Here is a 24,120-nt window from a genome sequence, read left to right as displayed (position 1 = left end):
AAGTTCGAGCGCGTGGGTTTCGACGAAGCTCTCTCGCATGATGGAATGATCGCAAGACGATGGAGGATCCGATGAGTGAGATCAAGACCCCGAAGAGCGCCGGTTCCGGTGTGCAGTCGGTCGAGCGAGTCTTCGAGCTCATCGAACTGGTGACCGACGCCGGCGGCGACGTGACGCTGAGCGAGCTGGCGGCATCCACCGACCTCCCCCTGCCCACGATCCACCGCCTGCTGCGCACGCTGGTCTCGCTCGGCTACGCGCGGCAGCTGCCCAACCGCCGCTACGCGCTCGGCCCGAAGCTGATCCGCATCGGCGAGGGAGCCTCCCGGCAGTTCGGGGCGCTGGCGCGTCCGCAGCTCAAGCGCCTCGTCGACGAGCTCGGCGAGAGCGCCAACATGGCAGTGCTCGACGGCGACATGGTCGTCTACGTCGCGCAGGTGCCGTCGCTGCACTCGATGCGCATGTTCACCGAGGTCGGCCGCCGTGCGCACCTGCACGACACCGGCGTCGGCAAGGCGATCCTCGCCCAGCTCCCCGACGAGACCGTGCGCGGCATCGTCGCGCGCGCCGGCATGCCGACCCCCACCGAATTCAGCCTCGGCACGGTCGACGACCTGCTGGCCGAACTCGACCGCATCCGCGAACGCGGCTACTCGATCGATGACCAGGAGCAGGAGATCGGCGTCCGCTGCTTCTCGATGGCCGTGCCCGACGCGCCCACCCCGACGGCCGTCTCGGTGTCGGGTCCGGTCTCGCGGGTCGACGAGGCCTTCGGCGGCCGCGCCGTGCCGCTGCTCCGCCGGGCGGCCGAGGCGATCAGCTCCGACCTCACGGCCTGAGCCCTCCACTACTCCGCATCCGACCCGCTCGTGCCGGCGTTCACGTCGAGCAGCCGATACCGCTCCGCCGCCTGCGCGGGCGCTGCGGCATCCACCTCTCCTCGTGCGGCGAGCAGCTGCAGCGCCCGCACGACGATCGAGGCGCCGTCGATCTTGAAGAACCGACGCGCGGCGGCCCGGGTGTCGGAGAATCCGAACCCGTCGGCGCCGAGCGTCGCCCAGTCGTTCGGCACGAACTGGCGGATCTGGTCGGGCAGATCCTTGGCGTAGTCGCTGACCGCGACGACGGGTCCGGCCGCTCCCGCGAGCTGGCTCACCACGAACGGCGTGCGGATGCCGCGCTCGGGGTGCAGGAACGCTTCCTCCTCCGCGGCGACGGCGTCGCGGCGCAGTTCGGTCCAGGAGGTGACCGACCATACGTCGGCGGCGACACCCCACTCGGCGGCCAGGAGCTCCTGCGCCTCGAGCGCCCAGGTCACCCCGATGCCCGAGGCCAGTAGCTGGGCGCGCGGGCCCTCGCCCGCGGCAGGCGAGATGCGATGGATGCCACCCAGGATGCCGGCGACGTCGACCCCGTCGGGCTCGGCCGGCTGCACGATCGGCTCGTTGTAGACCATGAGGTTGTAGATGCGGTTGCGGTCGGTGGAGTCCGGTCCGTACATCCGCTCGATGCCGGCGCGCATGATGTGGCCGATCTCGTATCCGAACGCGGGGTCGTAGGTCACGACGGCCGGGTTGGTCGCGGCGAGCAGCGGCGAGTGCCCGTCGGCGTGCTGCAGCCCCTCGCCGGTGAGCGTGGTCCGGCCGGCGGTCGCGGAGATCAGGAACCCACGCGTCATCTGGTCGGCTGCGGCCCACAGCGAGTCGCCGGTGCGCTGGAATCCGAACATCGAGTAGAAGACGTACACCGGGACGAGCGGCACGCCGTGGGTGGCATAGGCCGTGCCGGCGGCCGTGAACGCCGCGATGGATCCGGCCTCGTTGATGCCGGCGTGCACGATCTGCCCCGCGGTCGATTCCTTGTACGACAGCACGATGTCGCGGTCGACGGCCAGGTAGTTCTGCCCGTGCGGGTTGTAGATCTTCGCGGTCGGGAAGAACGCGTCCATGCCGAAGGTCCGCGCCTCGTCCGGGATGATCGGCACGATCCGCTTGCCGAACTCCGGGTCGCGCATCAGATCCTTCAGCACGCGCACGAACGCCATGGTCGTCGCCGCCTGCTGCTTCCCCGAGCCGCGGGCGGCGACCTCGTACGCCTTCGGATCCGGCAGTGCGATCGGCTCGTGGGCCGGGCGCCGCTCCGGCACGAAGCCGCCGAGCGCGCGACGGCGTTCCTGCAGGTACGCGATCTCCGGAGCATCCGTACCGGGGTGGTAGTACGGCGGCAGATACGGGTCGGCGTCGAGCTGCTCGTCGGTGATCGGCACGTGCAGGTGGTCGCGGAAGTCCTTGAGGTCCTGCAGCGTGAGCTTCTTCATCTGGTGCGTGGCGTTCCGCGCCTCGAAGCGCGGGCCGAGGCCGTAGCCCTTCACGGTCTTCACGAGGATGACCGTGGGCTTGCCGTTGCGGGCGAGCGACTGCTGATACGCCGCGAACACCTTGCGGTAGTCGTGGCCTCCGCGCCTCAGGCGCCAGATCTGATCGTCGGTCAGGTGGTCGACCAGCGCGCGGACTCGCGGGTCGCGGCCGAAGAAGTTCTCGCGGATGAAGGCGCCGGACTCCGCCTTGTAGGTCTGGTAGTCGCCGTCGAGCGTGGTGTTCATGATGTCGACGAGGGCGCCGTCGTCGTCGTGGGCGAGCAGGTCGTCCCACTCGCGCCCCCAGATCACCTTGATGACGTTCCAGCCGGCGCCGCGGAAGAAGCCCTCGAGCTCCTGGATGATCTTGCCGTTGCCGCGCACAGGGCCGTCGAGCCGCTGCAGGTTGCAGTTGACGACGAAGGTGAGGTTGTCGAGCCCGTCGTTGGCGGCGAGCTGCAGCAGCCCGCGCGACTCCGGTTCGTCCATCTCGCCGTCGCCGAGGAACGCCCAGACATGCTGGTCGGAGGTGTCCTTCAGACCGCGGCCGTGCAGGTAGCGGTTGGACTGCGCCTGGTAGATCGCGTTCATCGGGCCGATGCCCATCGACACCGTCGGGAACTCCCAGAACTCCGGCATCAGCCGCGGGTGCGGGTACGACGAGAGCGCGTGCCCCTCACGGGACTTCTCCTGGCGGAAGCCGTCGAGATCGTCCTCGCCGAGGCGTCCTTCCAGGAAGGCGCGGGCGTACATGCCCGGGGACGCGTGGCCCTGGAAGTAGATCTGGTCGCCGCCGCCCGGGTGGTCCTTGCCGCGGAAGAAGTGGTTGAAACCGACCTCGTACAGGGTCGCGGCCCCGGCGTAGGTCGAGATGTGCCCACCGACCCCGACACCGGGGCGCTGCGCGCGGTGCACCATGACCGCGGCGTTCCAGCGCATCCAGGCGCGATAGCGCCGCTCGAGCTCCTCATCGCCCGGGTACTCGGGCTCGTCGGCCGTGGCGATCGTGTTGACGTAGTCGGTGGTCACCGTCGGCTCGGAGCGGAGTCCGGCGTGATCGACGAGGGTGCGCAGGATGTGTCCGCCGCGCTCGGCGCCGCGCTCGCTGATCAGCGCGTCGAGGGACTCGAGCCACTCCGCGGTCTCCTCGGGATCGAGATCGGTGTCGAGGCCGGCAGTATCGAGGTCGGCGGCATCGAGGTCGGCGGATGTGACGGCGGAGGCGCGATTGTCGGTCACGGTACGGCCTTTCTTGTTAGATGGAGGGGTCTGCCTCGTCGGCAGCGAAGTGGGCATCGGATGAGATCGGAGAGGTGTCGGCATGAGCGCACGCACGGCCGTCGTGACGGGAGCAAGTTCGGGCATCGGCCGCGCGGTCGCCCGCGCACTGCTCGAGGCGGGCTTCCGGGTGGTGCTCGCCGGCCGCCGCGAGGACGCCCTGCACGAGACCGCCGACGGCCACCCCGACGCCCTCGTGGTGCCGACCGATGTGACCGTCGAGGCCGAGGTCGAAGCACTGTTCGCGCGCACCGTGGCCGAGTGGGGCCGGGTGGACGTGCTGTTCAACAACGCCGGAGTGTTCGGGCCGACGGCATCCGCGGCGGAGATCTCGCTCGCCGACTGGCAGCAGACGCTCGACGTCAACGTCACCGGTTCGCTGCTGTGCGCCGGCGCCGCGATGCGGACGATGATCGCGCAGCAGCCGCCGGGCGGCCGCATCATCAACAACGGATCCATCTCGGCGCACGTGCCGCGACCGCTCTCGGTGGCGTACACGGTGACCAAGCACGCGATCAGTGGACTGACGAAGTCGATCGACCTCGACGGCCGCGCGCACGGGATCACCTGCGGTCAGATCGACATCGGCAACGCGCGGACGTCGATCATGGCCGACATCGGCGTCGGATCCGGAGCGCTGCAGCCCGACGGCTCGCGCCGCGTGGAGCCGACCTTCGATGTGACGGATGCCGCGCGCGCGGTCGTGTTCATGGCGCAGCTGCCGCCCGACGCGAACGTCGGGACCCTGACGATCGCGGCATCCGGCATGCCGTTCGGCGGCCGAGGCTGACACGGCGGTCAGCGCCCTGACCTCGCTCGCAGCGTTCGGATGACGTCGGTCCTCACCGCCCGCACGGGGCTCGCGGCGAACACCGACGGGTCTTCCGGGGTGCCCTTCGAGAAGTGGTTGAACACGAGGTTCAGCACGATCGCCATGATCGCGGCCGAGCTGATGCCCGATCCGAAGATCACCTGGAACCAGGTCGGGAAGTTCATGTAGATGTCGTGGTTCACCTCGGGCAGCACCCCGAACGACAGCGAGGCGGCGACGATGATGAGGTTCATGTTGCCGTCGTACTTCACCTTCGAGAGCGTACGGATGCCGCTCGCGGTGACGGTGCCGAACAGCACGAGTCCCGCGCCGCCGAGCACGGCGGTGGGCACGGCGGCCACGACGCGGCCGAGGATCGGCGTCAGGCCGAGGATGATGAGGATCACGCCTCCGGCCGCCACGGCGTAACGGCTCTTGATCTTGGTCACCGCGACCAGGCCGACGTTCTGCGCGAACGCGCTCTGGGTGAACGAGTTGAAGATCGGCGAGACGGCGCTCGACACCATGTCGGCGCGAAGGCCGGCGGCGATGCGCTTGCGGTCGACCTTCGAACCGGTGATCTCGGCGACGGCGATGATGTCGGCCGTCGTCTCGGTGAGGATGACCAGCACGACGATGGTCATCGAGACGATGGCAGCGAGGTCGAAGGTCGGCACCCCGAACGCGAACGGCGACGGGAACGCGAAGATCGGCCCCTCGAGCACCTTCGAGAAGTCGGCCCGACCGATGACCGCGGCGAAGACCGTGCCGACGACCATGGCGATCAGGATCGACAGGCGCGAGATGGTGGCGTTGCCGAGCTTGCTCAGCAGCATGATGACGAACAGCGTGAAGCCGGCGATGCCGACGAACACCGGATCGGCGTAGGTCGGCGACTCGGGGTCGGCGCCGGTGATCCAGCGCGCCGCCACCGGCACGAGCGACAGGCCGATCATCGTGATGACCGTGCCCGTGACGACCGGCGGGAAGAAGCGCACGATGTGCGCGAAGAACGGCGCGACCACGAGACCGATCAGCGAGGCGACGATCACGGCGCCGAACACCGCCGGCAGGCCACTCCCCTGATTCACGATCGCGAGCATGGTCGCGACGCCGGCGAACGAGACGCCCTGCACGAGCGGCAGCTGCGAGCCGAAGAACGGGATGCCGAGGGTCTGCAGGAGCGTCGCGAGACCGCCCATGAAGAGGCAGGCGGCGACGAGCACACCGACCTCGGCCGACGTCAGACCGGCGGCCGCGCCGATGATGAGCGGCGGCGCGATGATGCCGCCGTACATCGTCAGGACGTGCTGGAGCCCGAACGTGAAGGCGGTGCCGAGGCCGAGGCGCTCGTCCTCCGGTCGGTCACTGGTCGTGTTCTTCGGGTTCGTGTTCTTCGGGGTCTTGCGTACTGCTGACATCGGAGGACCTCCTTGTCCGGGACCCGCTCTTCGGGGTGGGCGTATCGGGCGATGGGCATGACGAACGCCGGGTACGACGAACGTCGGTATGACGTACAGCGGGGTGAGTCCGGTGCGTCGGTGACGGACTCACCCCGGGTCTGGATCGATCAGGATCGATCGGGTCTGTGGCTCAGCAGAAGCCGGCGACGCCGTCCCACGCGCGGTGGTCGGCATCCGCACCCTCGCGGAGGAACGACGCCTCGATCAGTCCGTACGGACGGTCGGCGGCGTAGAACACCTCGTTCGGGTTCTCCAGGCCGAACGGCGACAGATCGACGACGAAGTGGTGGCTGTTCGGCGTCGAGAAGCGGATCTCGTCGATCTCGGGGTGCGCCTCGAGCACGGCCTCGGCCATGTCGTGCAGGGTGTTCTGCAGCGCGTAGGAGTAGTTGGCCGCGAAGCCCGCAAGCAGGAGTCGCCGCACATCGGCGAACACCTCGTTGAAGTCGACGTCGTTGCGGTTGTACCGCCACTTGGCGGTGACCGAGGTCGCGAGGATGCGGTCGGTCGTCTCCTTCAGGGTCGTGTACCGATCCTTCGGGTATCCGACGAAGCCGCTCTCAGTGGACTTGAGGACCTTGAGGTCGGTCAGGCCCGCGATGATCGTGGTCTGCTCTCCGTCGATCTCGACGAGAGCGGTCCGGGTCTCGGTGCCGCCGGCGACGAACGAGTGGTCGTGGCCCTGCCCGTCGACGTCGATCCGCTGCCAGGTGTACTGCTCGGCCTCCCAGCGTCCGCCGCTGACCCAGTCGAACTCGCCGGTGAAGTGACGGCCGAGGCGCAGCAGGTACTCCTCGGGGCTGCCGATGCCGTCCTTGGCGAAGGCGTACACGGTGTTCTTCTGGGTGTCGGTCGCCACGACATTGGCGTTGTCGCCGTTGAAGTGGGCGTCGGCGAAGTCGCCGCGCAGCTGCGAGGTGACGTTGAGATCCTCGATCTCATGGCGGGCGGTGTCGCGCGTGACCCGCACGACGCGGACCTCTGCCTTGCCGTACTGGTTCTTGCCCAGGGTGATCGTCGTCATGTTCTTCTCAGCTTCCTCGGTAAGTGGAATAGGCGAACGGGCTGAGCAGCAACGGCACGTGATAGTGCCCCTGCTCGCTGTCGACCAGGAAGGTCAGCACCACCTCCGGGAAGAAGGTGTCCGTTTCGATGCCGGCGAAGTAGGCCCCCGTGTCGAACCGGAGGCGGTAGGCACCGCTCTCCAGCCGCTCGGGGCCCAGGTCTTTCACCCGTCCGTCGGCATCGGTGAGGCCCGTACCGATCCCCGACCATCCGTCGCCGACTCGGGCCTCGAGTACGACGGCGACGCCGGGCGCAGGGCGCCCGATCGATGTGTCCAGGATGTGGGTGGTCACGTGAGAGACGCTCATGCGCGTGCTCCTTCAGTCTCGATGGCACCGGCGAGGCGTAGCGCCGCGATCTCGCGCAGCTGCTGGTCGATCACCGCCAGTTCCTGTTCGGAAGTGTTGCCGAGCCGCTCCTGCAGCAGGGCGAGGATGTCATCGGCCGACCGACCGGCCGCGCGGACGAGGAAGACGCGGTCGAACCGCTCCTCGTAGGCACGGTTGCCGGCGGCCAGCGCGTCGGCGGCCGCAGCGTCGACGCCGGACTGCTCGCGGCGGGCATGCGCGGCCTCGGCGGTCTGACCCACGGCGCGTTCACCGATACGCGGGTGGTGCGACAGCGCCCCGTCGATCTCGTCCTCGGTGAGCGGCGATGCGACCTCGAAGGCCGCTTCCGTCAGCGCCTCGACCGAGGCGTACGGCCGGCCGTCGACGATCGCGTCGTACCAGCGGCGAATGTCCAGGGCGGGCTTCACGACGCCGACAGCGGCTTCGCGAGTGCGGGAGTTGAACTCCGTGAGCAACATCTTCGATCCTCAGCACATGCTGGCATCCGGCGCGTAGGACTATACGGATTCTTCTTGCGAAGTCTTACTTTCCGTATGCCGGAACTGTTATTTCAGCATGCGTAACAAGTGTGCGCACAGATCAGACGGATGTCAACCCTCTTCATACACCGAGTTCGGCGCGGAGGCGAGCGACGTGACCGCTCGGGTCGACGCCGTACTCGGCGCGCTGCACGATGCCGTCGCCGTCGAGCACGAAGGTCGAGCGGATGACACCGTCGAAGGTGCGATCCCCGACGGCCTTCTCGCCCCAAGCTCCCCAGGCGCGCGCCGTGGCGGCATCCGTGTCGGCCAGGAGCGGGAAGGTCAGGCCCTCGGCGTCCGCGAACGCACGGATGTCGGCGGTGTCGTCCGGCGAGATGCCGAGCACCGCATATCCGGCGGCCGCCAACGACGAGAGGTTGTCGCGGAAGTCGCAGGCCTCGGTCGTGCAGCCGGGCGTCGCGGCCTTCGGGTAGAAGTAGACCACGACGTTCTTGCCGCGGTAGTCGGCGAGCGCGGTCGGGGCTCCGTCGGCGTCGGCGAGCGTGAAGTCGGGGGCGGCGTCGCCGGCGACGAGCTGTTCGGTCATGAGGACTCCATTCGGTGCTTCCGCTATGCGGAAATCAGATTCTGTCTGACGAAAGTGTAGCGCGCACGGCATCCCACACCGCAGCCGCGACCTCCCGCTTGGAACCGGCGGCGATGGCGGGCGGCATCCCCTCGTCTCCGAAGATGTGCACGGCGTTGTCCGCGCTCTCGAAGCCGCGGTCCCAGCCGACCTCGTTCACCACGAGCAGGTCGACGCCCTTGCGCTGCTGCTTCCGCCGCGCACGGTCGATCAGTTCCTGCTCGTCCTCCGGCGTCTCGGCGGCGAAGCCGACGATGACCTGCCCCGGTGCGCGGGAGGCGACCAGGCCCGCGACGATGTCGGCGTTCTCGACGAGTTCGATCGACGGAATGCCCCCGGTCTCCTTGGTGAGCTTGCGGTCCGACACCGCGACCGGACGGTAGTCGGCGACGGCCGCCGCCATCACCACGACGTCGGCCTCAGGCGCGGCATCCGCCATGGCCGCTTGGAGTTCGTCGGCGGAGCCCGCGGTCACGACCCGGATAGACGGATGCTGCGCTGCCGCGAGCACGTCGCCGGAGATGTTCGCGGCGATGAGCACCACGGCGGCCCCGCGCGCTGCGGCCTCGGCGGCCAGCGCCACTCCCTGCCGTCCGCTCGACCGATTGCCGAGGAAGCGCACCGGATCGATCGGCTCCCGCGTGCCGCCGGCCGAGATCACCACGCGCACCCCGTCGAAGTCGCGCGGCGCGAACAGGGCCTGCGCTGCGGCGAAGATCTCCTCGGGCTCCGACATCCGCCCCGGTCCGCTGTCGCCGCCGGCGAGCTCGCCGTCGGCGGGACCGACGATGTGCACGCCGCGGCCGCGGAGGGTCTCGATGTTCGCCCGGGTCGCCGGGTGCCGCCACATCTCGGCGTGCATCGCAGGCGCTATCAGCACGGGGGCCTCGGTCGCGAGCAGCGTCGTGCCGAACAGGTCGTCGGCGAGCCCGGCGGTCATCTTGGCGATCGAGTTCGCGGTCGCCGGCGCCACGATCACGAGGTCGGCCGCCTGCCCGAGGGCGACGTGGCGCACCTTCGCGACATCGTCGTGCACGCTGGTCGTCACCGGATGCCGACTGATGGCCTCCCACGTGGGAGTGCCCACGAAGCGCAGCGCGTCTTCCGTGGGGACCACCGTCACGTCGTGACCGGCCTTGATGAGCAGGCGCACGAGATGCACCGTCTTGTACGCGGCGATGCCGCCCGTTACCGCCACGACGATGTTCACCCTCCGATTCTGCCTCAGCATCCGTCCCGCGGGGTCACGACCTAGACTGGCGACCGTGTGCACGGTCGTGATCGATGTGGCGGAGGCCGGGAACGCGCGACTGCTCGCGGTGCGCGACGAAGACCCGGAGCGGGACTGGGATGCGCTGGGTCCGTGGTGGCCCGAGCGGTACCCGGGCGTGATCGGCATCCGCGATCGTCGGGCGGGCGGCGCCTGGCTCGCGGTCCATCCCGAGGAGCGCCGACTCGCGGTGCTGCTGAACCGCGAGGACGTGGGCGGGCTGGCCGAGGATCGTGCCGTGTCTCGCGGCACGCTCGCCTTGGAATCGGTGGCGGGGCGCTCCCCCGAGGGCCCACTGCCGATGCACGGGTTCAACCTGCTCGAGGTGCGCCCGGAGGGCGCGCGGGTGCTGAGCTGGGACGGAGAGGTACTGCGGGAGACGGCGATCGACCCGGGCACGCACATGATCGCGCACGACGACCTCGACGACCCCTCCACCCCGCGCATCGCGGCCTGGCTGCCGGAGTTCCGCGCGCTCGGTCCGGCTGCGGCCGACGCGGACTGGGTCGATTCGTGGATCGCGCTGCTCGCGGCATCCGCTCGGCTCTCTCCGGAGGACGACCGCGCGATCATCCGCGACAATCGGCCGCACGGCTATCCGACGCAGTCGCTGCTGTACTGCACCGCGGAGGTCACGCCGGCGGGCGTCGAGGTGCACGACCGCACACTCCCCCGCCCCGGGCACTGGTCGGCCTGACGTCGCCGAGTCGATCCGCGCCTCTTGACGGCGCGGGTGGCTCATCGTACTCTTTTCATAGAGCAGAACAATGTTTCCGTATTATGAAATAGCTACGGCAAGGCAGAGAAGGATCGAGGTGACCATCATGCTGAACCCCTCCGACATCGCAGAGGTTCCCGCGGCGCAGCGCGCCGTCTCCGAGCGGTCGATCGTCAACATCGACCCCGACTTCCACATGCCCGCCCGCGGCGAGGTCGGCGCCCGCTACCTCCGCGCGATGCGCATCCTCTTCCCCAAGGCGTCCTGACCTCAGGCGCCGGGGCCCTCCTCGAGCGCACCTTCGTCGGCTGTACCTTCGTCGGCCGTACCTTCGTCGGCCGCTGCCTCGTCGATCAGCTGCAGCAGCCGCGCGGCGACGCTCACAGCGATCACGGCCGGCTGCTTGCCGGCGACCTCGGGGATGCCGATCGGCGTCACGACTCGGGCGAGATCGCTCTCGTCCTGACCGAGCTCACGGAGCTTCTTCGCGAAGCGCGCCCACTTCGATGACGAGCCGATCAGTCCGATCGAGGCCAGACCCTCCGTGCGCAACGACATGTCGACCACGGCGAGATCCTCGACGTGGTCGTGCGTCATCACGAGCACGTGCGAACCGGCCGGCAGCCCCGCCAGCGCGGACTCCGGTACCGGGGCGAGAGTCGTGTGGATGCGCGCGACGCTGTCGGCGAAGACACCCGATTCGCCGGGCACCCCGATGCGCTCCGCCGCCAGCATCTCGGCCCGGGAGTCGATCAGGTGCAGGTCGACCTCGTGCCGCGCGAGGATGCGCGCGAGTTCCAGTCCGACGTGCCCCATCCCGAAGATCGCGATGCTGGGGGTGACCCGCACAGGCTCGAGCATGATCGTGACCTCTCCTCCGCAGCACTGCACGCCGTATTCGGTGACGGCCTTGTCGCTGAGCGTGAGCACCAGCAGCTCGGGCTCCGCCGATCCCGCGCTGAGCATCGCTCGCGCCCGGTCGACCGCCGTGGCCTCCAGGTTCCCGCCGCCGACCGTGCCGAACACCGCATCGGGCGACACCACCATCTTCGCGCCGCCGTTGCGGGGCGCATGCCCGCGCACCAGGGCGAGCGTCACGATCACCGCGGGCGTGCGCGAGGAGCGCAGCGCCTGCAGCGCATCGATCCAGTCCATGTCGGGTCCGATCAGCGGACGACCAGGAGTTCCCGGTCGGGCACTCCTGCGGCATCCGACGCCTGCTGTGCCGCACGCACGGCCCAGAAGACCGCCTCGGGGGTCGCCGGCGACCGCAGCTCGACCATGTGTCCTGCCGGACCGAACTCGCCGACGGCCTGGCGCAGCGCCTCGCGGGCACTGAACGCCAGCATGAACGGCGGCTCTCCGACGGCCTTCGAGCCGTAGACCGCGCCGTCCTCCCGGGCGTTCTCGAACAGGCGCACGTGGAACTGCTCGGGCATCTCCGAGAAGCTGGGCAGCTTGTACGTCGACGCCGACTGGGTCTGCAGCCGGCCGCGGTTCGGGCCGTCGCTCTCGTCCCAGCGCAGCTCCTCGAGCGTCAACCATCCGACGCCCTGCACGTACGCGCCCTCGATCTGCCCGATGTCGAGCATCGGCGACAGCGAGTCGCCGACATCGTGGATGATGTCCACCCGCCGCACGCTGTAGAGGCCGGTGAACTCGTCGACCTCGACCTCGGTCGCCGCTGCCCCGTAGGAGAAGTACTTGAAGGGCGAGCCCTGCATGATCTCCGGGTTCCAGTGCAGCCCCTCGGTGCGGTAGTACCCCGCGGCGAACAGCTGTACGCGCTGCAGGTACGCGGCATTCGCGACCTCACCGAAGGTGAGGCGCTGCGTCGTGTTGCCGAAGGCGGTGACGTACCCGCCCTCGAAGACGACGTCGCGCGCATCGGCGTTCAGCAGGCGTCCGGCGACGTCGGCCATCCGCTCGCGGATCTGCTCGCAGGCGTTCTTGACCGCGCCGCCGTTGAGGTCGGTGCCCGACGAGGCCGCCGTGGCGGAGGTGTTCGGTACCTTGTCGGTGCGGGTGGGTGCGAGCCGCACCTGGTGCAGCTCCAGCCCGAGTGCGGTGGCGGCGACCTGCATCATCTTCGTGTGCAGACCCTGCCCCATCTCGGTGCCGCCGTGGTTGATGAGCACCGAGCCGTCCTTGTACACGTGCACGAGGGCACCGGCCTGATTGAAGGCCGCGAAGTTGAACGAGATGCCGAACTTGATGGGCGTGAGTGCCAGCCCGCGCTTGATGTGCGGGCTGCGTGCGTTGAACTCGGCGATCTCCGTGCGACGCGCGTCGATCTCAGCCTCGTCGCGGAGCTCGCTCCAGATGGCGCCCATACGCGGCGCGTCTTTCACGAGCTGACCGTACGGGGTGGTGTGACCCGCCTGGTAGAAGTTCTTCTCGCGGAGCTCGAGCGGATCGATGCCGAGCGCGGGCGCGACCCGACCGAGGATGTCCTCGATCAGGAAGACACCCTGCGGTCCGCCGAAGCCGCGGAACGCGGTGTTCGAGGCCTTGTTGGTCTTCGCGATGCGGCCGTAGGCGTGCACGTTCGGAATCCAGTACGCGTTGTCCAGGTGGCACAGTGCGCGGCCGAGCACGGGCTCCGACAGGTCGAGGCTCCAGCCGCCGTCGCAGGTGAGCACGGCGTCCAGGCCCTGCAGCATCCCGTCGGCATCGAAGCCGACCTTCCACGAGATGTGGAACGGATGCCGCTTGCCCGTCATCGTGATGTCCTGGGTGCGGTTGAGGCGCAGTCGCACCGGGCGTCCGGTGAGCTTGGCGCCGAGGGCGGCGATCGCGGCGAGGCCGTGCGGCTGCATCTCCTTGCCGCCGAACGCGCCGCCCATGCGCAGCGACTGCACCGTCACCTGGCTCGACGTGATGCCGAGCACGTGCGCGATGATCTCCTGCGTCTCGGACGGATGCTGCGTCGAGCACTGCACGAAGTACTGGCCCTCGGAGTCCAGGATGGCGAGCGAGGCGTGCGTCTCGAGGTAGAAGTGCTCCTGCCCGCCGAACTCGGTGACGCCCTCGAAGACGTGCGCTGCGGAGGAGAGGGCGGATGCCGCGTCGCCGCGCTGCACGGTGCGGGCTATGCCCTGGTAGGACTCGGCGTCGATCGCCTCGCGCACGGTGATCAGCGACGGCAGCGGCTCGTACTCGACCGTGACCCGCTCGGCGCCGAGGCGCGCGGCCTCCTGGGTCTCGCCGAGCACCCAGACGAGCGCGTGCCCGTAGAACATCGACTCGCTGGGGAACAGTGGCTCGTCGTGCTTGATCCCCGCGTCGTTGACGCCGGGCACGTCGTCGGCCGTGAGCACGCGGACGACACCGGGCACCTCGTAGGCGCCCGAGACGTCGACGGTGACCTTCGCGTGCGCGTTCGTGGACTGCACCGGCCAGGCCGTCAGCACTCCGGCAGTGTGAGCGGCGAGGTCGTCGGTGTACATGGCGGCGCCGGTGACGTGCAGAGCGGCGCTCTCGTGCGCGGCGCGGTGCCCGACCACGGGGTTCGCTGGCCTGTCGGCGAGAGCACTCATGCCGATACCTCCTTCGAGCTGATGACCGTCGAGCTGTACAGCTTCAGCAGGGCGGTGTTGAGCATGAGCGAGCGGTAGTCCGCACTCGCGCGGTGGTCGGACATCGGGGTGCCCTCGGAGCCGAGGATCTCGGATGCCGCGCGCACGGTGGCGATGTTCCAGGGTCGGCCGATCAGGGCCGCCTCCGTGGCGTGGGCGCGGAGCGGCGTGGCGGCGACGCCGCCGAGGCCGATCCTCGCCGCGGTGACGACCCCGTCCTCGATGTCGAGGGCGAACGCGATCGCGACGCTGGAGATGTCGTCGAAGCGGCGCTTCGCGATCTTCTGGAACGCGGTCACCGGAGCGAGCGGCAGCGGGATGCGCACGGCGCGGATCAGCTCATCGGGGCGGCGGATCGTCTGCCGGTAGCCGGTGAAGTACTCCGACAGCTCGACCTCGCGCTCCCCCTCGGTGGATGCCAGGACGAGCTTGGCGCCGAGCGCGAGGAGCGCGGGCGGGCTGTCGCCGATCGGGGATCCGGTGCCGAGGTTCCCGCCGAACGTGGCGCGGTTGCGGATCAGCCGCGAGGCGAACTGCGGAAGCAGCTGAGCGAGCAGCGGCACCGCGCCGTCGAGGCGCTTCTCGATGTCGGAGAGCGGGAGCGCCGCGCCGATCTCGAGCACCTCATCGTCGTGATGCAGGGTGCGGAGCTCGTCGAGCTGCTCGATCGCGATGACGAGCGGCGCCCGGCGGCCGCGGATGTTCACCTCGACACCCCAGTCGGTGGAGCCGGCGACGAGGAGCGCGTCCGGCTCGTCGCGGAGCAGGCGCAGGGCCTCGTCGAGGGATGCCGGGCGGATGAAGCGCGACCCGTCCACCTGGGCGTCGGTCGCGACGGCGGCGGGCGCCGGTGCCGCGAGCCGTTGCTGCAGGGGGTCGGTCTCCTCCGGCGAGCCCAGCGTGTAGGCGGCATCCCGGATCGGGCGGTACCCGGTGCAGCGGCAGAGGTTGCCGCTGAGGGCATGCAGGTCGAACCCGTTGGGGCCGTGCTCCGCGTCGTGCGAGGGGAGGCCGTCATCGTGCCCGGTGCCGGCCAGAGCCGGCGTGCTCTCGACCGGGGTGCGGGCGGAGCGGTAGTACTCCCCCGCCATGCTGCAGGCGAAGCCGGGGGTGCAGTATCCGCACTGCGACCCGCCGGCCTCGGCCAGCTTCTCCTGCACCGGGTGCAGCGCATCGGGAGTGCCGAGCCCCTCGGCCGTGACGATCTCCTGGCCGTTCAGCGCGTAGACCGGCACCAGGCACGCGTTGACCGGGGTCCACTCCGTGCCGCCGTCGGGCGTGGGGGTGGCGAGCAGCATCGCGCATGCTCCGCACTCGCCCTCCGCGCATCCCTCCTTGCTGCCGGAGAGACCGGTGTCGCGCAGCCAGTCGAGTGCGGTCGCGTGTGCGGCCACACCGGCGAGCGGGCGGGTGCGCCCATTGACGTTGACGGCGATGTCATTCATGGTGGGTCTTCCTCAGTGTATTCCGGGGCGTCTCAGCCGGCGAGCAGCTGTTCGATCGGCCCGCGGACGAAGTACAGGGCGAATCCGGCGGCGACGATCCACATCAGCCAGTGCACCTTGCGAGCGCGGCCGGAGAGGGCGTTGACCAGGGCCCAGGCGATGAAGCCCACGCCGATCCCGTTGGCGATCGAGTACGTGAGCGGCATGGTCACGATCGTGAGGAACGCGGGGAGCGCCACGGCGAAGTTCGTGAACTTGATCTCCTTGATCTGCGACATCATCATCGCGCCGACCACGACCAGTGCGGCGGATCCGACCTCGATCGGCACCACGAGCGTGAGCGGGGTGAAGAACATCGAGAGCAGGAAGAGCGCACCGACGACCACCGAGGCGAGGCCGGTCCTGGCACCTTCGCCGATCCCGGACGCACTGTCGACGAACACGGTGTTCGACGAGGTCGAGGTCGCGCCGCCGGCGACGGCGCCGAGGCCCTCGACCACGAACGCGGAGCGCAGCCGCGGGAACGTGCCGTCCTTGTACGCGAGCCCGGCGTTCTTCGCGAGCCCGGTCATGGTGCCCATCGCGTCGAAGAAGTTGGAGAACACGAGCGTGAACACCAGCATCGTCGCCGCGAGTGCGCCGATCCGGCTGAACGAGCCGAACAGATCGAACTGTCCGATGAGCCCGAAGTCGGGGATCGTGACGAACGACGTCGGGATCTCGGGGATCGTCATGTGCCACCCGCCCGGCTCCTCGAAGCTCGGGCCGAGCTTCAGGAACGCCTGCGCGATGACCGCGATGACGGTCGCCGCGACGATGCCGATCAGGATGCCGCCCGGCACCTTGCGGGCGACCAGCACACCGATGATGAGCAGGCCGAGCAGGAAGATCAGGGTCGGGACCGAGGTGATCGATCCGCCGTCGCCGAGCTGCACCGGCGGGCCGCCGGGGGTGCGGTTGACGAAGCCCGAGTCGACGAAGCCGATGAAGGCGATGAACAGGCCGATGCCGACCGTGATCGCCGCCTTGAGCGGAGCGGGCACCGCGTTGAAGATCGCGGTTCGGATGCCGGTGGCCCCGAAGAGCACGATGAGGATGCCGTTGATGACGACGAGGCCCATCGCCTCCGGCCAGGTGACCTGGCCGACGACCGACACCGCGAGGAAGGAGTTGATGCCGAGGCCCGCGGCGAGCGCGAACGGGAGGCGGGCGATCAGTCCGAAGAGGATCGTCATGACCCCGGCGGTGAGACCTGTGGCCGCACCGATCTGCGCCGCCTGCAGCGCGTTGCCCTCGACGTCGTTCACGCCGCCGAGGATCAGCGGGTTGAGGATGACGATGTAGGCCATGGTCACGAAGGTGACGATGCCGCCTCGGATCTCACGACCGAAGGTGGAACCGCGCTGCGTGATCTCGAAGAAGCGGTCGAGGCGGTTACGGGGTTCGGCGTCGACGGTGGTCGTGGCGCCGGTGGGCAGCGGCGGGTGCTCGACCGCGGGGGTGGCCCCGGTCTCGGGCTCGCCGGGCAGGAATGCTGAGGTGGACATCTTCGTCTCCTGTCTTCCGCGCGGTCAGTAGTCGACTCGAGTGGCGGTGGTGCTCCACTCGGTGAAGGGAGCGATCCGCTCGGCGGGCGGCAGGGTCTCCTGCGCGACCGGCATCATCGCCCGGTCTTCCTCTCCACCCTCGAAGTAGCGGTAGAAGACGGCGTCGTCGAACCCGGCATCCGCGGCGTCGTCGCGATCGGCGGCGAAGTAGACGCGGTCGACGCGGGCCCAGAGCGAGGTGGCGAGGCACATCGGGCACGGCTCGCAGCTGCTGTAGAGCACGGCTCCGGTGAGGTCGAAGGTGCCGAGCTGCTGGCACGCGTTACGGATCGCGGTCACCTCGGCGTGCGCCGAGGGATCGAGGTTCGCGGTGACGCGGTTGACGCCTTCGAACACGCGTCCGTCGGCCGAGACGACGATGGCGCCGAACGGGCCGCCTTCGTTCCGGACGTTGTCGGTCGCGAGGGCGACGGCCCGAGCGAGATATTCGGCGGGGGTGGTCTGCTGCCCGATTTCGGGCATAGCGGTACTGTGCATGACGGAGAGCTTCCTTGCTGTCGTCGCAGTGATACGGCTTATCGGGTCGAGCCTGGATCAGGCCGTTCCGCGAGATATACGTCGAACCGCTAGGTTTTTCTGCTTCCGCCCGTAGGCCTCTGTTGAGGTCCGGACTGGGATCGACTGTAACACCGGATGCCGCGGGCGTCCACCCCTATGTGGAATTCCATTTCCACGATGCGGTATCGGTGTAGCGCCCGGCGAACGGATGCTCAGGCCGCCGGCATCCGCTCCGGCATCCTGCCCGACAGCCGTTCCGGCACACCCTCGGGCTCCGCGCAGGAGAACCGCGCGCGGTAGGCGGTCGGCGTGATCCCGAGCACGCGCGCGAAGTTCTGGCGCAACACCGCGGCGGAGCCGAACCCGCACTCGTCGGCGATCTGCTCGAGGGGAAGATCGGTGCGCTCCAGCATCCGCTGCGCGTGGATGATGCGCTGGCGCGCGAGCCACGCCGCCGGGGTCGCGCCGTACTCCGCCTTGAACCGACGGGCGAACGTGCGGGGCGACATCAGTGCGCGTGAGGCGAGCTGGTCGACCCCGAGCTCGTCGCGGAGGTGGTCCACGGCCCAGTCGGCGACGGCAGCGAGCGAGTCAGTGGGGACCACCGGGATCGGGCGGTCGATGAACTGCGCCTGCCCGCCGTCGCGCTGCGGCGGGACGACCATGCGGCGGGCGATGCGATTCGTGAGCTCGGCGCCCAGCTCCTGACGCAACAGGTGCAGGCAGGCGTCGATGCCGGCGGCGGTCCCGGCACTGGTGATGATCTTGCCATCCTGCACGAAGAGCACGTCCGGGTCGATGTCGATCTGCGGGTACATCTCCGCCATCACGTGCGCGTACATCCAGTGCGTGGTGGCACGGCGGTCGTCGAGCACGCCCGCGGCGGCGAGGATGAACGATCCGCTGCAGACGCTCATCACCCAGGCGTCACGGGCGACCGCGTCGCGGGCGAGGTCGAGCAGGAGCGGATCGATCTGCGGCCAGTGGGCCCGCGGCACCGGGCAGAAGACGACGAGGTCTGCCTCGTACGCGAACGAGAGGTCGTGCTCGACGTTGACCGAGAAGCCGATCTTCGAGGTCACGACTCCTGCCTTCGGTGCGACGATGCGGAAGTCGAAGTTCGGCACGCCGTCGTCGGCGCGGTCGAGGCCGAATGCCTCGCAGGCGACGCCGAACTCGAACGGGGCGAACCCGTCCTGGATGACGCAGGCGACCGTCTTCATGAGTTCTCCGGGTTGGCAGTTTTCATACGCCTGCAGTCTCATCTGCCACTCGTGGCCGTTCTGCTGCATGCGTAGCGTTTCTGCCATGATACTCATCATCGCCCTGATCGCACTGGTGCTCTGGGCCAGCATCGCCACCGTCGTCGAACTGCGCCGCGACGGCTTCCGCCCGACCCCGACCGATTGGAACCGCCTCGCCGGGCGCGACGTGTCGCAGCACGCGGAGTCCGGGCACGTCTACCGCTGAGATGCGGCGCCGGCACTCCCGGCATCCGCATTCCCGGGCTACGCTCGACCTCATGAGCGAGCCGCAGCAGCCCCCTGTCCCGCCGTCCGCACAGCCGAACCCCGCGTCCCCGCCCGCGCCGCCCGCCGCGCACCTCCCGGCAGCGCCCCAGTACCCGTCGCAGCCGCAGGGATTCCCCCCGGCCCAGCCGCAGGGGTACCCGGCGGCCCAGCCGCAGTCGCCCCAGCCGCAGTCCTACCAACCGCAGTATCCGGCTCAGCCGCAGTCCTCCGGACAGCCGCCGTACGGGCAGCAGCCCTACGGCCAGCAGCCGCACGGCCAGTCGCGCCCCTCGGGCACCGGCAACTCGCTGGCCCGCACGGCGTTCATCGTCGCGCTGGTCGTCGCCGCCGTCGGGGCGCTGCAGATCCTGTCACAGCCGTTCGTGCTCGCCTCGTTCGGATACGACGCCGGCAACTGGGGAGTCTTCAGCTTCGTCTTCGCGGTGATCCTCTTCCTCGGCAGGCGCCGCAGCCCTCGTCCTCGGCCTGATCGCCGCTCGACGACCCGGCGGGCATCTCCTCGCGGGCATCGCCATCGGTGTCGGCGGCATCCAGCTGATCGGCATCGTGCTCGGCTGGATCTCGTCGCTGTTCTACCGCTTCTTCTGACCGTGAGCGGCCGCGCGGGTCAGCGGCTCGCGAGCACCCGCTCGTAGACCTCGATCATCGCGGCGGTGCGCGACGACTGCCGGAACGCCTCGGAGACCTCCCGATCGGGAACCGGCGCAGAGCCGGCGGCGATGTCGGATGCTGCGCGTCGCAGCGTCTCGGCGAGCGCGGCCGTTCGCTGCGCCTCGCGCTCGCGCGGGTCCGCCGTGGCGTCGGCATCCGATACAGCCCAGAGTCCGCCGCCGAGTTCTGCGGCGATGTCGGGGTCGCAGATGATCGACGGGGTTCCGAGGGTCGCGGCCTCGAAGGGGGTCATCCCCTGGGTCTCGAAGCCGATCGACGTCTGCACGAGCGCGTCGGCCGCGGCGATGCGGGCCAGTGTCTGCGGGTAGGTGAGACGCCCGGCGAAGTGGACACCGGAGCGACCGGCGACGATCTTCTCCGCCGCGGGGCGCTGTGCCCCGCCGCCGATGATCTCGAGGTCGGCATCGATGCCCGACGAGACGAAGGCGTGCAGGAACGGCAGCAGCCGCTTCTCGGGACTCATCCGGCCGAGCCAGACGAACCGCGGGCGCCCTGGCTCGCGCTCAGTCGGGGCCGCGGCGAGTGTTGCGGCACGGAGGTCGTCGTCGATGCCGTTCCAGACGACGTCGACGGACGAGAACACCTTGTGTTCCTCCAGCCGGCGGGCGAAATGCGTCGAGGGCGCCGTGACCGCGGAGGCGCCGGCGGCGAGACCGCGCAGGAATGCCCAGCCGTCGCTGCCGCGGACCCGCTCGCCGATGCCGCGCATCGCGCCGCGGCGCCAGGCGTTGAGCACTGCGAGCACCGGCCGGTGCAACGGAGTGACCGCCGCGATACCCACGTCGACCCGGTTGTGCATGGTGTGCACCACGGGGATGCCGTGGCGCCGGGCGTAGCGGTGTCCGGCGAACGCACCCCAGAAGTCGGCCTGCACGTGCACCAGGTCGACCGCAGGCCGACGGGTCATCGCACGGTCGAGGAACCGGTCGGTCGCGCGGCCCGGCCAGCTCATCGAGTACTCCCGATCGAGCGTGATCGGCATCGACGGCAGGTCGACGTTGGCCGGATCCGCAGCGCCCTGGGGCGCCGAGCCCGACCTGGCGCCGTGCATCCTCGGGGCGACGACCGTCACGGTGTGACCGGCACGCTCGAGGAACTGCCGCTGCAGCCGCATCGACACCTGTGCGCCGCCGAGGGAGTCGAGGTGCTGATCGCCGAAGAAGACGATGTGCATGTCGGGGTGCCGCGCTACGCGGGCAGCGGCTCGTCGCGGTACAGCGCCTCGAACGTGTCGAGCGTGCGGTTGATGTCGTGGATCGCGACGCCGTCGAGCGAGGCGCGCTGCATCCGCTCGAACTCCGCCGGCGACGCCGTGAGCACATCCGTCAGGCGGGCGGCGAGCTCGTCGACGTTCCCCGGCTCGAACAGGTGGCCGTTCTCGCCGTCGTGCACCAGGTGCGGGAGGGCGACGGCATCCGCCGCGACGATCGGCAGGGCCGAGGCCATCGCCTCCATGGTCGCGATGGACTGCAGTTCAGCGATCGACGCGATCACGAACAGGCTCGCGCGCGACAGCAGGGCGCGCAGCTCCTCGTCGGTCGTGCGGCCGTGGAACGTGACACGGTCGGAGAGCCCGAGCTGTGCGGTGAGGTTCTCGAGCTGCTTGCGCTGGTCGCCGCCGCCGACGATGTCGAACGTGGTGTCGAGGGCGGGGTCGAGCTTCGTCATGGCCTGCAGGATGACCTCGACCTGCTTCTCGGCGGTGAGGCGGCCGACGAAGACGATGCGGTTCTTGTCGCGCGGGGCGATCACCGGGGTGTACTGCGTGCGGTCGATGCCGCAGCTGACCGGTATGACGCCCGTGACCTCGACCGTGCGCTCGAGGAAGTCGGCGGCACGACGGGTGGGGGTGGTGATGGCGCGTACGATGTCGAACGTGCGCTTGGCGTCGGCCCAGGCGAACTTCAGCACCAGGTCGTCGATGAACTTCGGCATGGTCGTGTGGTCGAGGATGTTCTCGGCCATGACGTGGTTGGTGGCGATGACCGGGATGCCGCGCTCATGCGCGACGTGGGCGAGACCACGACCGATGACGATGTGCGACTGGATGTGCACGACGTCGGGCTGCACGCGGTCGAGCACGATGCGCGCGTAGTGCTTGGAGCGCCACGGCCAGACGAATCGCAGCCAGTCGTGCGGGGGCCAGCGCAGCGACGGCAGCCGGTGCAGGGTCATCGGCTCGCCCTCGATGACCTCGGTGCGCGGCTGGGCGCGGCGGTAAGCCTGGTTGGGTGCCGACACGTGCACGTCATGGCCTCGCTGCACGAGACCCGCGGCGAGACGCTCGGCGAATCGGGCGGCACCGTTGATGTCGGGAGCGAAGGTGTCGCAGCCGATCAGGATCTTGAGCGGACGGGGCGGGGTGTCCGCGGCGTTCGTCGGATCGGAGGGAGAGGAAGACATTCTGCCTTACGGTACGGCGGCCAGGGGAGCCCGGTCGGGCGCTGGCCACTCTACCCGAGGGGCCTGATCGCGCCGCCGAGGCGTACCGGCATCCCCCAGGGTGAGCCGTTAGCGTGAAGGCATGCGATTGACTGCCGACGCCGATCCCCAGCTGTGGATTCCCGTGACGGACTCGCTGGGCTGGCGTGGACGACGACACCGCAAGGCGGCGATCCGGATGCTGCTGGGCCAGGTCAATGCGGCGGTCGGGGCGACCGAGCGTCCGGGTTCGCGGTTCGGTGCGTGGGCGATGAGCCAGGCGGCCCCGATGCTCATGAAGCGCGCGGACGGCCGCGTGCTGGTGTGGACATGGAAGGCCGAGCCCGAGCTGGTCGTGGCGATGGCGACCGCGCAGGAGCTGACGCCGGAGGTGCGCATCGCGCGGGCCTCGATGCCGATGGACTACGACGACACGCAGTCGTTCCCGACGCGTCTCGGTGCCGGCGAGAAGCTGCTCGTCCCGCTGCCGCCCTCCGAGGCTTCGCCACCGTTCGCGACCTACACGTGGGACACCGGGACGCACCTCGTGACCCTGACCGCCGTGTGCAGCGACCGGGAGCGCTTCGGCACACTGACCGGAGCGCTCGACGACCTGGCACGCAGCATCCGCATCGCCGATGATCTCACCGGCGGCGAGTCCCCCGAGGTGCTGCGGCTCGATCCGGCCTGACCCCGCTGCTCGTGCTGCTCCCGTGGCAGTTCGTGCGGGTTCACGGCCGCTGAACCCGCAGCAACTGCCACGGGAGCATCAAAAGTAGTGAAGTTGGGTAACCATGTAGTAGGTTCACTGTATGGAGACCGTGCTGCTCGACCGGTTGCTGCTGATCGGTGAACTGTTCCAGAGAGACATGGCCCGGGCTTTCGACGGCACCGGGCTCACCACCGCCCGCGTGCACCTGCTCTGGGTGCTGCAGCACGCCGGACCGTCGACGCAGCGCGACCTCGCCCGCCTCTGCGAGGTCACGCCGCGCAACATCACCGGACTGGTCGACGGCCTCGAGGAATCCGGCCACGTCCGCCGCACGCCGCATCCGACCGACCGTCGCTCGGTGATCGTCGAGCTGACGGCGACCGCTGCCGAGACGATGGCCCGGATGCAGCAGGAACACACCGAGCTCAACGACACGCTGCTCGCCGCCGTCGCCCCGAAGGATCGTGCCGCCGTCGAACGGGGCATCGCGGCCATCGCCACCCACCTGGAGACGCTCGTCGCAGCGGCGGCGGGCACCGAAGATCAGGCTGCGTCATGAGCACCGAGACCAGGTCGACAGCCCCACCCGCCCCGACTCGCACGGCGCGCGCACTGAACTTCCTGTACCGGGCCCTCATCGCGGAGCTGCGCGTCTACTCCAGCATCGGTCGCGCGATCGCGCGACGACCCGCGGTCCCGCGCGGCGGCACCGGCATCGCCTACCACCAGCCGGTGATGACCATCCTCATCATCTTCATCGTGCTGTCGGCCGTCGAGATCCCGATCCTCGACCTCATCGTGCACCCCTGGCCCGCCGTGCGCATCCCCATCCTGATCCTCGGCATCTGGGGTCTGACCTGGATGATCGGACTGCTCTGCGCGATGCTCATGCGTCCGCACGCGGTCGGGCCCGACGGCATCCGCATCCGCAGCGGGCTGGAGCTCGACGTCGCGGTGTCGTGGAACGACATCGCCTCGGTCGCCATCGCGAAGCGCGTCGACGAGCCGAAGCAGCCGCGGATCACCGCTACCGAAGAGGGTGCCGAGTACGCCGAGCGGATGCAGGACGAGACCAACATCGAGATCGAGCTGGAACGCCCCGTCACGATCCGCCTCCCCGGCCTTCAGCCGAAGGGCGGACACCACGAGGTCATCCGCATCCGCCTCTGGGCCGACGACCCGCGCGCGTTCCTCGCCGCCGCGCGGCCCTTTCTGATCGCGGCGGACTGAGCATCCC

General features: G+C 69.5%; 24 protein-coding genes. 9 read left to right on the top strand and 15 right to left on the bottom strand.

The window, feature by feature from the left end:
• The first annotated feature begins 71 nt into the window (after nucleotides 1-71).
• Entirely contained in the window at nucleotides 72-839 is a 768-nt protein-coding gene (locus tag QFZ21_RS15095; protein WP_307379121.1) for an IclR family transcriptional regulator, read from the top strand.
• An 8-nt stretch (nucleotides 840-847) separates the two neighbouring features.
• Here QFZ21_RS15095 and aceE read toward each other — a convergent pair whose 3' ends face one another.
• Nucleotides 848-3,595, bottom strand: coding sequence for a pyruvate dehydrogenase (acetyl-transferring), homodimeric type (gene aceE, locus QFZ21_RS15090; protein ID WP_307379120.1), 2,748 nt, complete (start codon nucleotides 3,593-3,595; stop codon nucleotides 848-850).
• A gap of 82 nt (nucleotides 3,596-3,677) precedes the next feature.
• Here aceE and QFZ21_RS15085 point away from each other — a divergent pair, with 82 nt between their 5' ends.
• Nucleotides 3,678-4,424: an SDR family oxidoreductase gene (locus tag QFZ21_RS15085; RefSeq protein WP_307379117.1), complete on the top strand. Its 747-nt coding sequence runs from the start codon at nucleotides 3,678-3,680 to the stop codon at nucleotides 4,422-4,424.
• 8 nt (nucleotides 4,425-4,432) lie between these two features.
• Here QFZ21_RS15085 and QFZ21_RS15080 read toward each other — a convergent pair whose 3' ends face one another.
• The 6 genes from QFZ21_RS15080 to coaBC form a co-directional block, all read right to left on the bottom strand.
• A complete protein-coding gene (locus QFZ21_RS15080; protein WP_307379114.1) occupies nucleotides 4,433-5,866 on the bottom strand; it encodes a nucleobase:cation symporter-2 family protein in 1,434 nt (477 codons plus the stop codon).
• 172 nt (nucleotides 5,867-6,038) lie between these two features.
• Nucleotides 6,039-6,932 (bottom strand): factor-independent urate hydroxylase, encoded by an 894-nt coding sequence (gene pucL / locus QFZ21_RS15075; protein ID WP_307379112.1) that lies wholly within the window; start codon nucleotides 6,930-6,932, stop codon nucleotides 6,039-6,041.
• Between the two features lie 7 nt (nucleotides 6,933-6,939).
• Nucleotides 6,940-7,281: a hydroxyisourate hydrolase gene (gene uraH, locus QFZ21_RS15070; protein ID WP_307379110.1), complete on the bottom strand. Its 342-nt coding sequence runs from the start codon at nucleotides 7,279-7,281 to the stop codon at nucleotides 6,940-6,942.
• Nucleotides 7,278-7,781, bottom strand: a complete 504-nt coding sequence (gene uraD / locus QFZ21_RS15065; RefSeq protein ID WP_307379107.1) for a 2-oxo-4-hydroxy-4-carboxy-5-ureidoimidazoline decarboxylase — start codon at nucleotides 7,779-7,781, stop codon at nucleotides 7,278-7,280. Before uraD ends, uraH begins: the two co-directional genes overlap by 4 nt.
• Before the next feature lie 142 nt (nucleotides 7,782-7,923).
• Nucleotides 7,924-8,391: a thioredoxin-dependent thiol peroxidase gene (gene bcp, locus QFZ21_RS15060; protein ID WP_307379103.1), complete on the bottom strand. Its 468-nt coding sequence runs from the start codon at nucleotides 8,389-8,391 to the stop codon at nucleotides 7,924-7,926.
• 34 nt (nucleotides 8,392-8,425) lie between these two features.
• Nucleotides 8,426-9,640 carry a bifunctional phosphopantothenoylcysteine decarboxylase/phosphopantothenate--cysteine ligase CoaBC gene (coaBC, locus tag QFZ21_RS15055; RefSeq protein WP_307379101.1) on the bottom strand — a complete coding sequence of 405 codons (1,215 nt, stop codon included), beginning with the start codon at nucleotides 9,638-9,640 and terminating at the stop codon, nucleotides 8,426-8,428.
• A 55-nt stretch (nucleotides 9,641-9,695) separates the two neighbouring features.
• Between coaBC and QFZ21_RS15050 the strand changes: the two genes are divergently transcribed.
• Both QFZ21_RS15050 and QFZ21_RS15045 read left to right on the top strand, forming a co-directional pair.
• On the top strand, nucleotides 9,696-10,397 hold the full coding sequence (locus QFZ21_RS15050) for an NRDE family protein (protein ID WP_307379099.1): 702 nt from the start codon (nucleotides 9,696-9,698) through the stop codon (nucleotides 10,395-10,397).
• A 118-nt stretch (nucleotides 10,398-10,515) separates the two neighbouring features.
• Entirely contained in the window at nucleotides 10,516-10,686 is a 171-nt protein-coding gene (locus QFZ21_RS15045; RefSeq protein ID WP_307379097.1) for a hypothetical protein, read from the top strand.
• 2 nt (nucleotides 10,687-10,688) lie between these two features.
• On the opposite strand, the gene xdhC is transcribed toward QFZ21_RS15045, so the two are convergent.
• The 6 genes from xdhC to QFZ21_RS15015 all read right to left on the bottom strand — a co-directional run bounded on the left by xdhC (nucleotide 10,689) and on the right by QFZ21_RS15015 (nucleotide 18,769).
• Nucleotides 10,689-11,573, bottom strand: coding sequence for a xanthine dehydrogenase accessory protein XdhC (gene xdhC / locus QFZ21_RS15040; RefSeq protein WP_307379095.1), 885 nt, complete (start codon nucleotides 11,571-11,573; stop codon nucleotides 10,689-10,691).
• A gap of 11 nt (nucleotides 11,574-11,584) precedes the next feature.
• Nucleotides 11,585-13,957 (bottom strand): xanthine dehydrogenase molybdopterin binding subunit, encoded by a 2,373-nt coding sequence (gene xdhB, locus QFZ21_RS15035; protein WP_307379093.1) that lies wholly within the window; start codon nucleotides 13,955-13,957, stop codon nucleotides 11,585-11,587.
• Nucleotides 13,954-15,441: a xanthine dehydrogenase small subunit gene (locus tag QFZ21_RS15030; RefSeq protein ID WP_307379091.1), complete on the bottom strand. Its 1,488-nt coding sequence runs from the start codon at nucleotides 15,439-15,441 to the stop codon at nucleotides 13,954-13,956. The genes xdhB and QFZ21_RS15030 overlap by 4 nt, the downstream gene beginning before the upstream one ends.
• Nucleotides 15,442-15,473: 32 nt before the next feature.
• Complete coding sequence (locus QFZ21_RS15025; RefSeq protein WP_307379090.1) at nucleotides 15,474-16,988, bottom strand: NCS2 family permease; 1,515 nt, start codon at nucleotides 16,986-16,988, stop codon at nucleotides 15,474-15,476.
• Between the two features lie 24 nt (nucleotides 16,989-17,012).
• Nucleotides 17,013-17,501: a nucleoside deaminase gene (locus tag QFZ21_RS15020; RefSeq protein ID WP_373426047.1), complete on the bottom strand. Its 489-nt coding sequence runs from the start codon at nucleotides 17,499-17,501 to the stop codon at nucleotides 17,013-17,015.
• Between the two features lie 257 nt (nucleotides 17,502-17,758).
• A complete protein-coding gene (locus QFZ21_RS15015; RefSeq protein WP_307379086.1) occupies nucleotides 17,759-18,769 on the bottom strand; it encodes a GlxA family transcriptional regulator in 1,011 nt (336 codons plus the stop codon).
• A gap of 85 nt (nucleotides 18,770-18,854) precedes the next feature.
• Between QFZ21_RS15015 and QFZ21_RS15010 the strand changes: the two genes are divergently transcribed.
• Together QFZ21_RS15010 and QFZ21_RS15005 are read left to right on the top strand one after the other, a co-directional pair.
• Nucleotides 18,855-19,016 carry a hypothetical protein gene (locus QFZ21_RS15010; RefSeq protein ID WP_307379085.1) on the top strand — a complete coding sequence of 54 codons (162 nt, stop codon included), beginning with the start codon at nucleotides 18,855-18,857 and terminating at the stop codon, nucleotides 19,014-19,016.
• A 52-nt stretch (nucleotides 19,017-19,068) separates the two neighbouring features.
• Complete coding sequence (locus QFZ21_RS15005) at nucleotides 19,069-19,713, top strand: hypothetical protein (protein ID WP_307379083.1); 645 nt, start codon at nucleotides 19,069-19,071, stop codon at nucleotides 19,711-19,713.
• Here QFZ21_RS15005 and QFZ21_RS15000 read toward each other — a convergent pair.
• Nucleotides 19,686-20,924 (bottom strand): glycosyltransferase, encoded by a 1,239-nt coding sequence (locus tag QFZ21_RS15000; protein WP_307379082.1) that lies wholly within the window; start codon nucleotides 20,922-20,924, stop codon nucleotides 19,686-19,688. The two genes, QFZ21_RS15005 and QFZ21_RS15000, sit on opposite strands and share 28 nt — an antisense overlap.
• A gap of 14 nt (nucleotides 20,925-20,938) precedes the next feature.
• Nucleotides 20,939-22,153, bottom strand: coding sequence for a glycosyltransferase (locus QFZ21_RS14995; protein WP_307379081.1), 1,215 nt, complete (start codon nucleotides 22,151-22,153; stop codon nucleotides 20,939-20,941).
• 121 nt (nucleotides 22,154-22,274) lie between these two features.
• Here QFZ21_RS14995 and QFZ21_RS14990 point away from each other — a divergent pair, with 121 nt between their 5' ends.
• From QFZ21_RS14990 to QFZ21_RS14980, 3 genes are all read left to right on the top strand, one after another.
• Nucleotides 22,275-22,862 (top strand): hypothetical protein, encoded by a 588-nt coding sequence (locus QFZ21_RS14990; RefSeq protein WP_307379079.1) that lies wholly within the window; start codon nucleotides 22,275-22,277, stop codon nucleotides 22,860-22,862.
• 121 nt (nucleotides 22,863-22,983) lie between these two features.
• On the top strand, nucleotides 22,984-23,442 hold the full coding sequence (locus QFZ21_RS14985) for a MarR family winged helix-turn-helix transcriptional regulator (protein ID WP_307379078.1): 459 nt from the start codon (nucleotides 22,984-22,986) through the stop codon (nucleotides 23,440-23,442).
• Nucleotides 23,439-24,113 carry a hypothetical protein gene (locus QFZ21_RS14980; RefSeq protein ID WP_307379076.1) on the top strand — a complete coding sequence of 225 codons (675 nt, stop codon included), beginning with the start codon at nucleotides 23,439-23,441 and terminating at the stop codon, nucleotides 24,111-24,113. The genes QFZ21_RS14985 and QFZ21_RS14980 overlap by 4 nt, the downstream gene beginning before the upstream one ends.
• Nucleotides 24,114-24,120: the final 7 nt, after the last annotated feature.

The sequence above is a fragment of the Microbacterium sp. W4I20 genome, assembly GCF_030816505.1.
GTDB lineage: Bacteria > Actinomycetota > Actinomycetes > Actinomycetales > Microbacteriaceae > Microbacterium.
The sequence above is the reverse complement of the archived record's forward strand: the minus strand, read 5'-3'. Positions and strand labels throughout refer to the sequence as shown.

Coding starts and splice junctions, on each gene's coding strand:
- xdhB (WP_307379093.1), bottom strand. CDS start 13,957: ATGAGTGCTCTCGCCGACAGGCCAGCGAACCCCGTGGTCGGGCACCGC.
- uraD (WP_307379107.1), bottom strand. CDS start 7,781: ATGTTGCTCACGGAGTTCAACTCCCGCACTCGCGAAGCCGCTGTCGGC.
- QFZ21_RS15010 (WP_307379085.1), top strand. CDS start 18,855: ATGATACTCATCATCGCCCTGATCGCACTGGTGCTCTGGGCCAGCATC.
- pucL (WP_307379112.1), bottom strand. CDS start 6,932: ATGACGACGATCACCCTGGGCAAGAACCAGTACGGCAAGGCAGAGGTC.
- QFZ21_RS15080 (WP_307379114.1), bottom strand. CDS start 5,866: ATGTCAGCAGTACGCAAGACCCCGAAGAACACGAACCCGAAGAACACG.
- QFZ21_RS15095 (WP_307379121.1), top strand. CDS start 72: ATGAGTGAGATCAAGACCCCGAAGAGCGCCGGTTCCGGTGTGCAGTCG.
- QFZ21_RS15085 (WP_307379117.1), top strand. CDS start 3,678: ATGAGCGCACGCACGGCCGTCGTGACGGGAGCAAGTTCGGGCATCGGC.
- QFZ21_RS15005 (WP_307379083.1), top strand. CDS start 19,069: ATGAGCGAGCCGCAGCAGCCCCCTGTCCCGCCGTCCGCACAGCCGAAC.
- QFZ21_RS15015 (WP_307379086.1), bottom strand. CDS start 18,769: ATGAAGACGGTCGCCTGCGTCATCCAGGACGGGTTCGCCCCGTTCGAG.
- QFZ21_RS14995 (WP_307379081.1), bottom strand. CDS start 22,153: ATGTCTTCCTCTCCCTCCGATCCGACGAACGCCGCGGACACCCCGCCC.
- bcp (WP_307379103.1), bottom strand. CDS start 8,391: ATGACCGAACAGCTCGTCGCCGGCGACGCCGCCCCCGACTTCACGCTC.
- QFZ21_RS14985 (WP_307379078.1), top strand. CDS start 22,984: ATGGAGACCGTGCTGCTCGACCGGTTGCTGCTGATCGGTGAACTGTTC.
- xdhC (WP_307379095.1), bottom strand. CDS start 11,573: ATGGACTGGATCGATGCGCTGCAGGCGCTGCGCTCCTCGCGCACGCCC.
- QFZ21_RS14990 (WP_307379079.1), top strand. CDS start 22,275: ATGCGATTGACTGCCGACGCCGATCCCCAGCTGTGGATTCCCGTGACG.
- QFZ21_RS15000 (WP_307379082.1), bottom strand. CDS start 20,924: ATGCACATCGTCTTCTTCGGCGATCAGCACCTCGACTCCCTCGGCGGC.
- uraH (WP_307379110.1), bottom strand. CDS start 7,281: ATGAGCGTCTCTCACGTGACCACCCACATCCTGGACACATCGATCGGG.
- QFZ21_RS15030 (WP_307379091.1), bottom strand. CDS start 15,441: ATGAATGACATCGCCGTCAACGTCAATGGGCGCACCCGCCCGCTCGCC.
- QFZ21_RS14980 (WP_307379076.1), top strand. CDS start 23,439: ATGAGCACCGAGACCAGGTCGACAGCCCCACCCGCCCCGACTCGCACG.
- QFZ21_RS15025 (WP_307379090.1), bottom strand. CDS start 16,988: ATGTCCACCTCAGCATTCCTGCCCGGCGAGCCCGAGACCGGGGCCACC.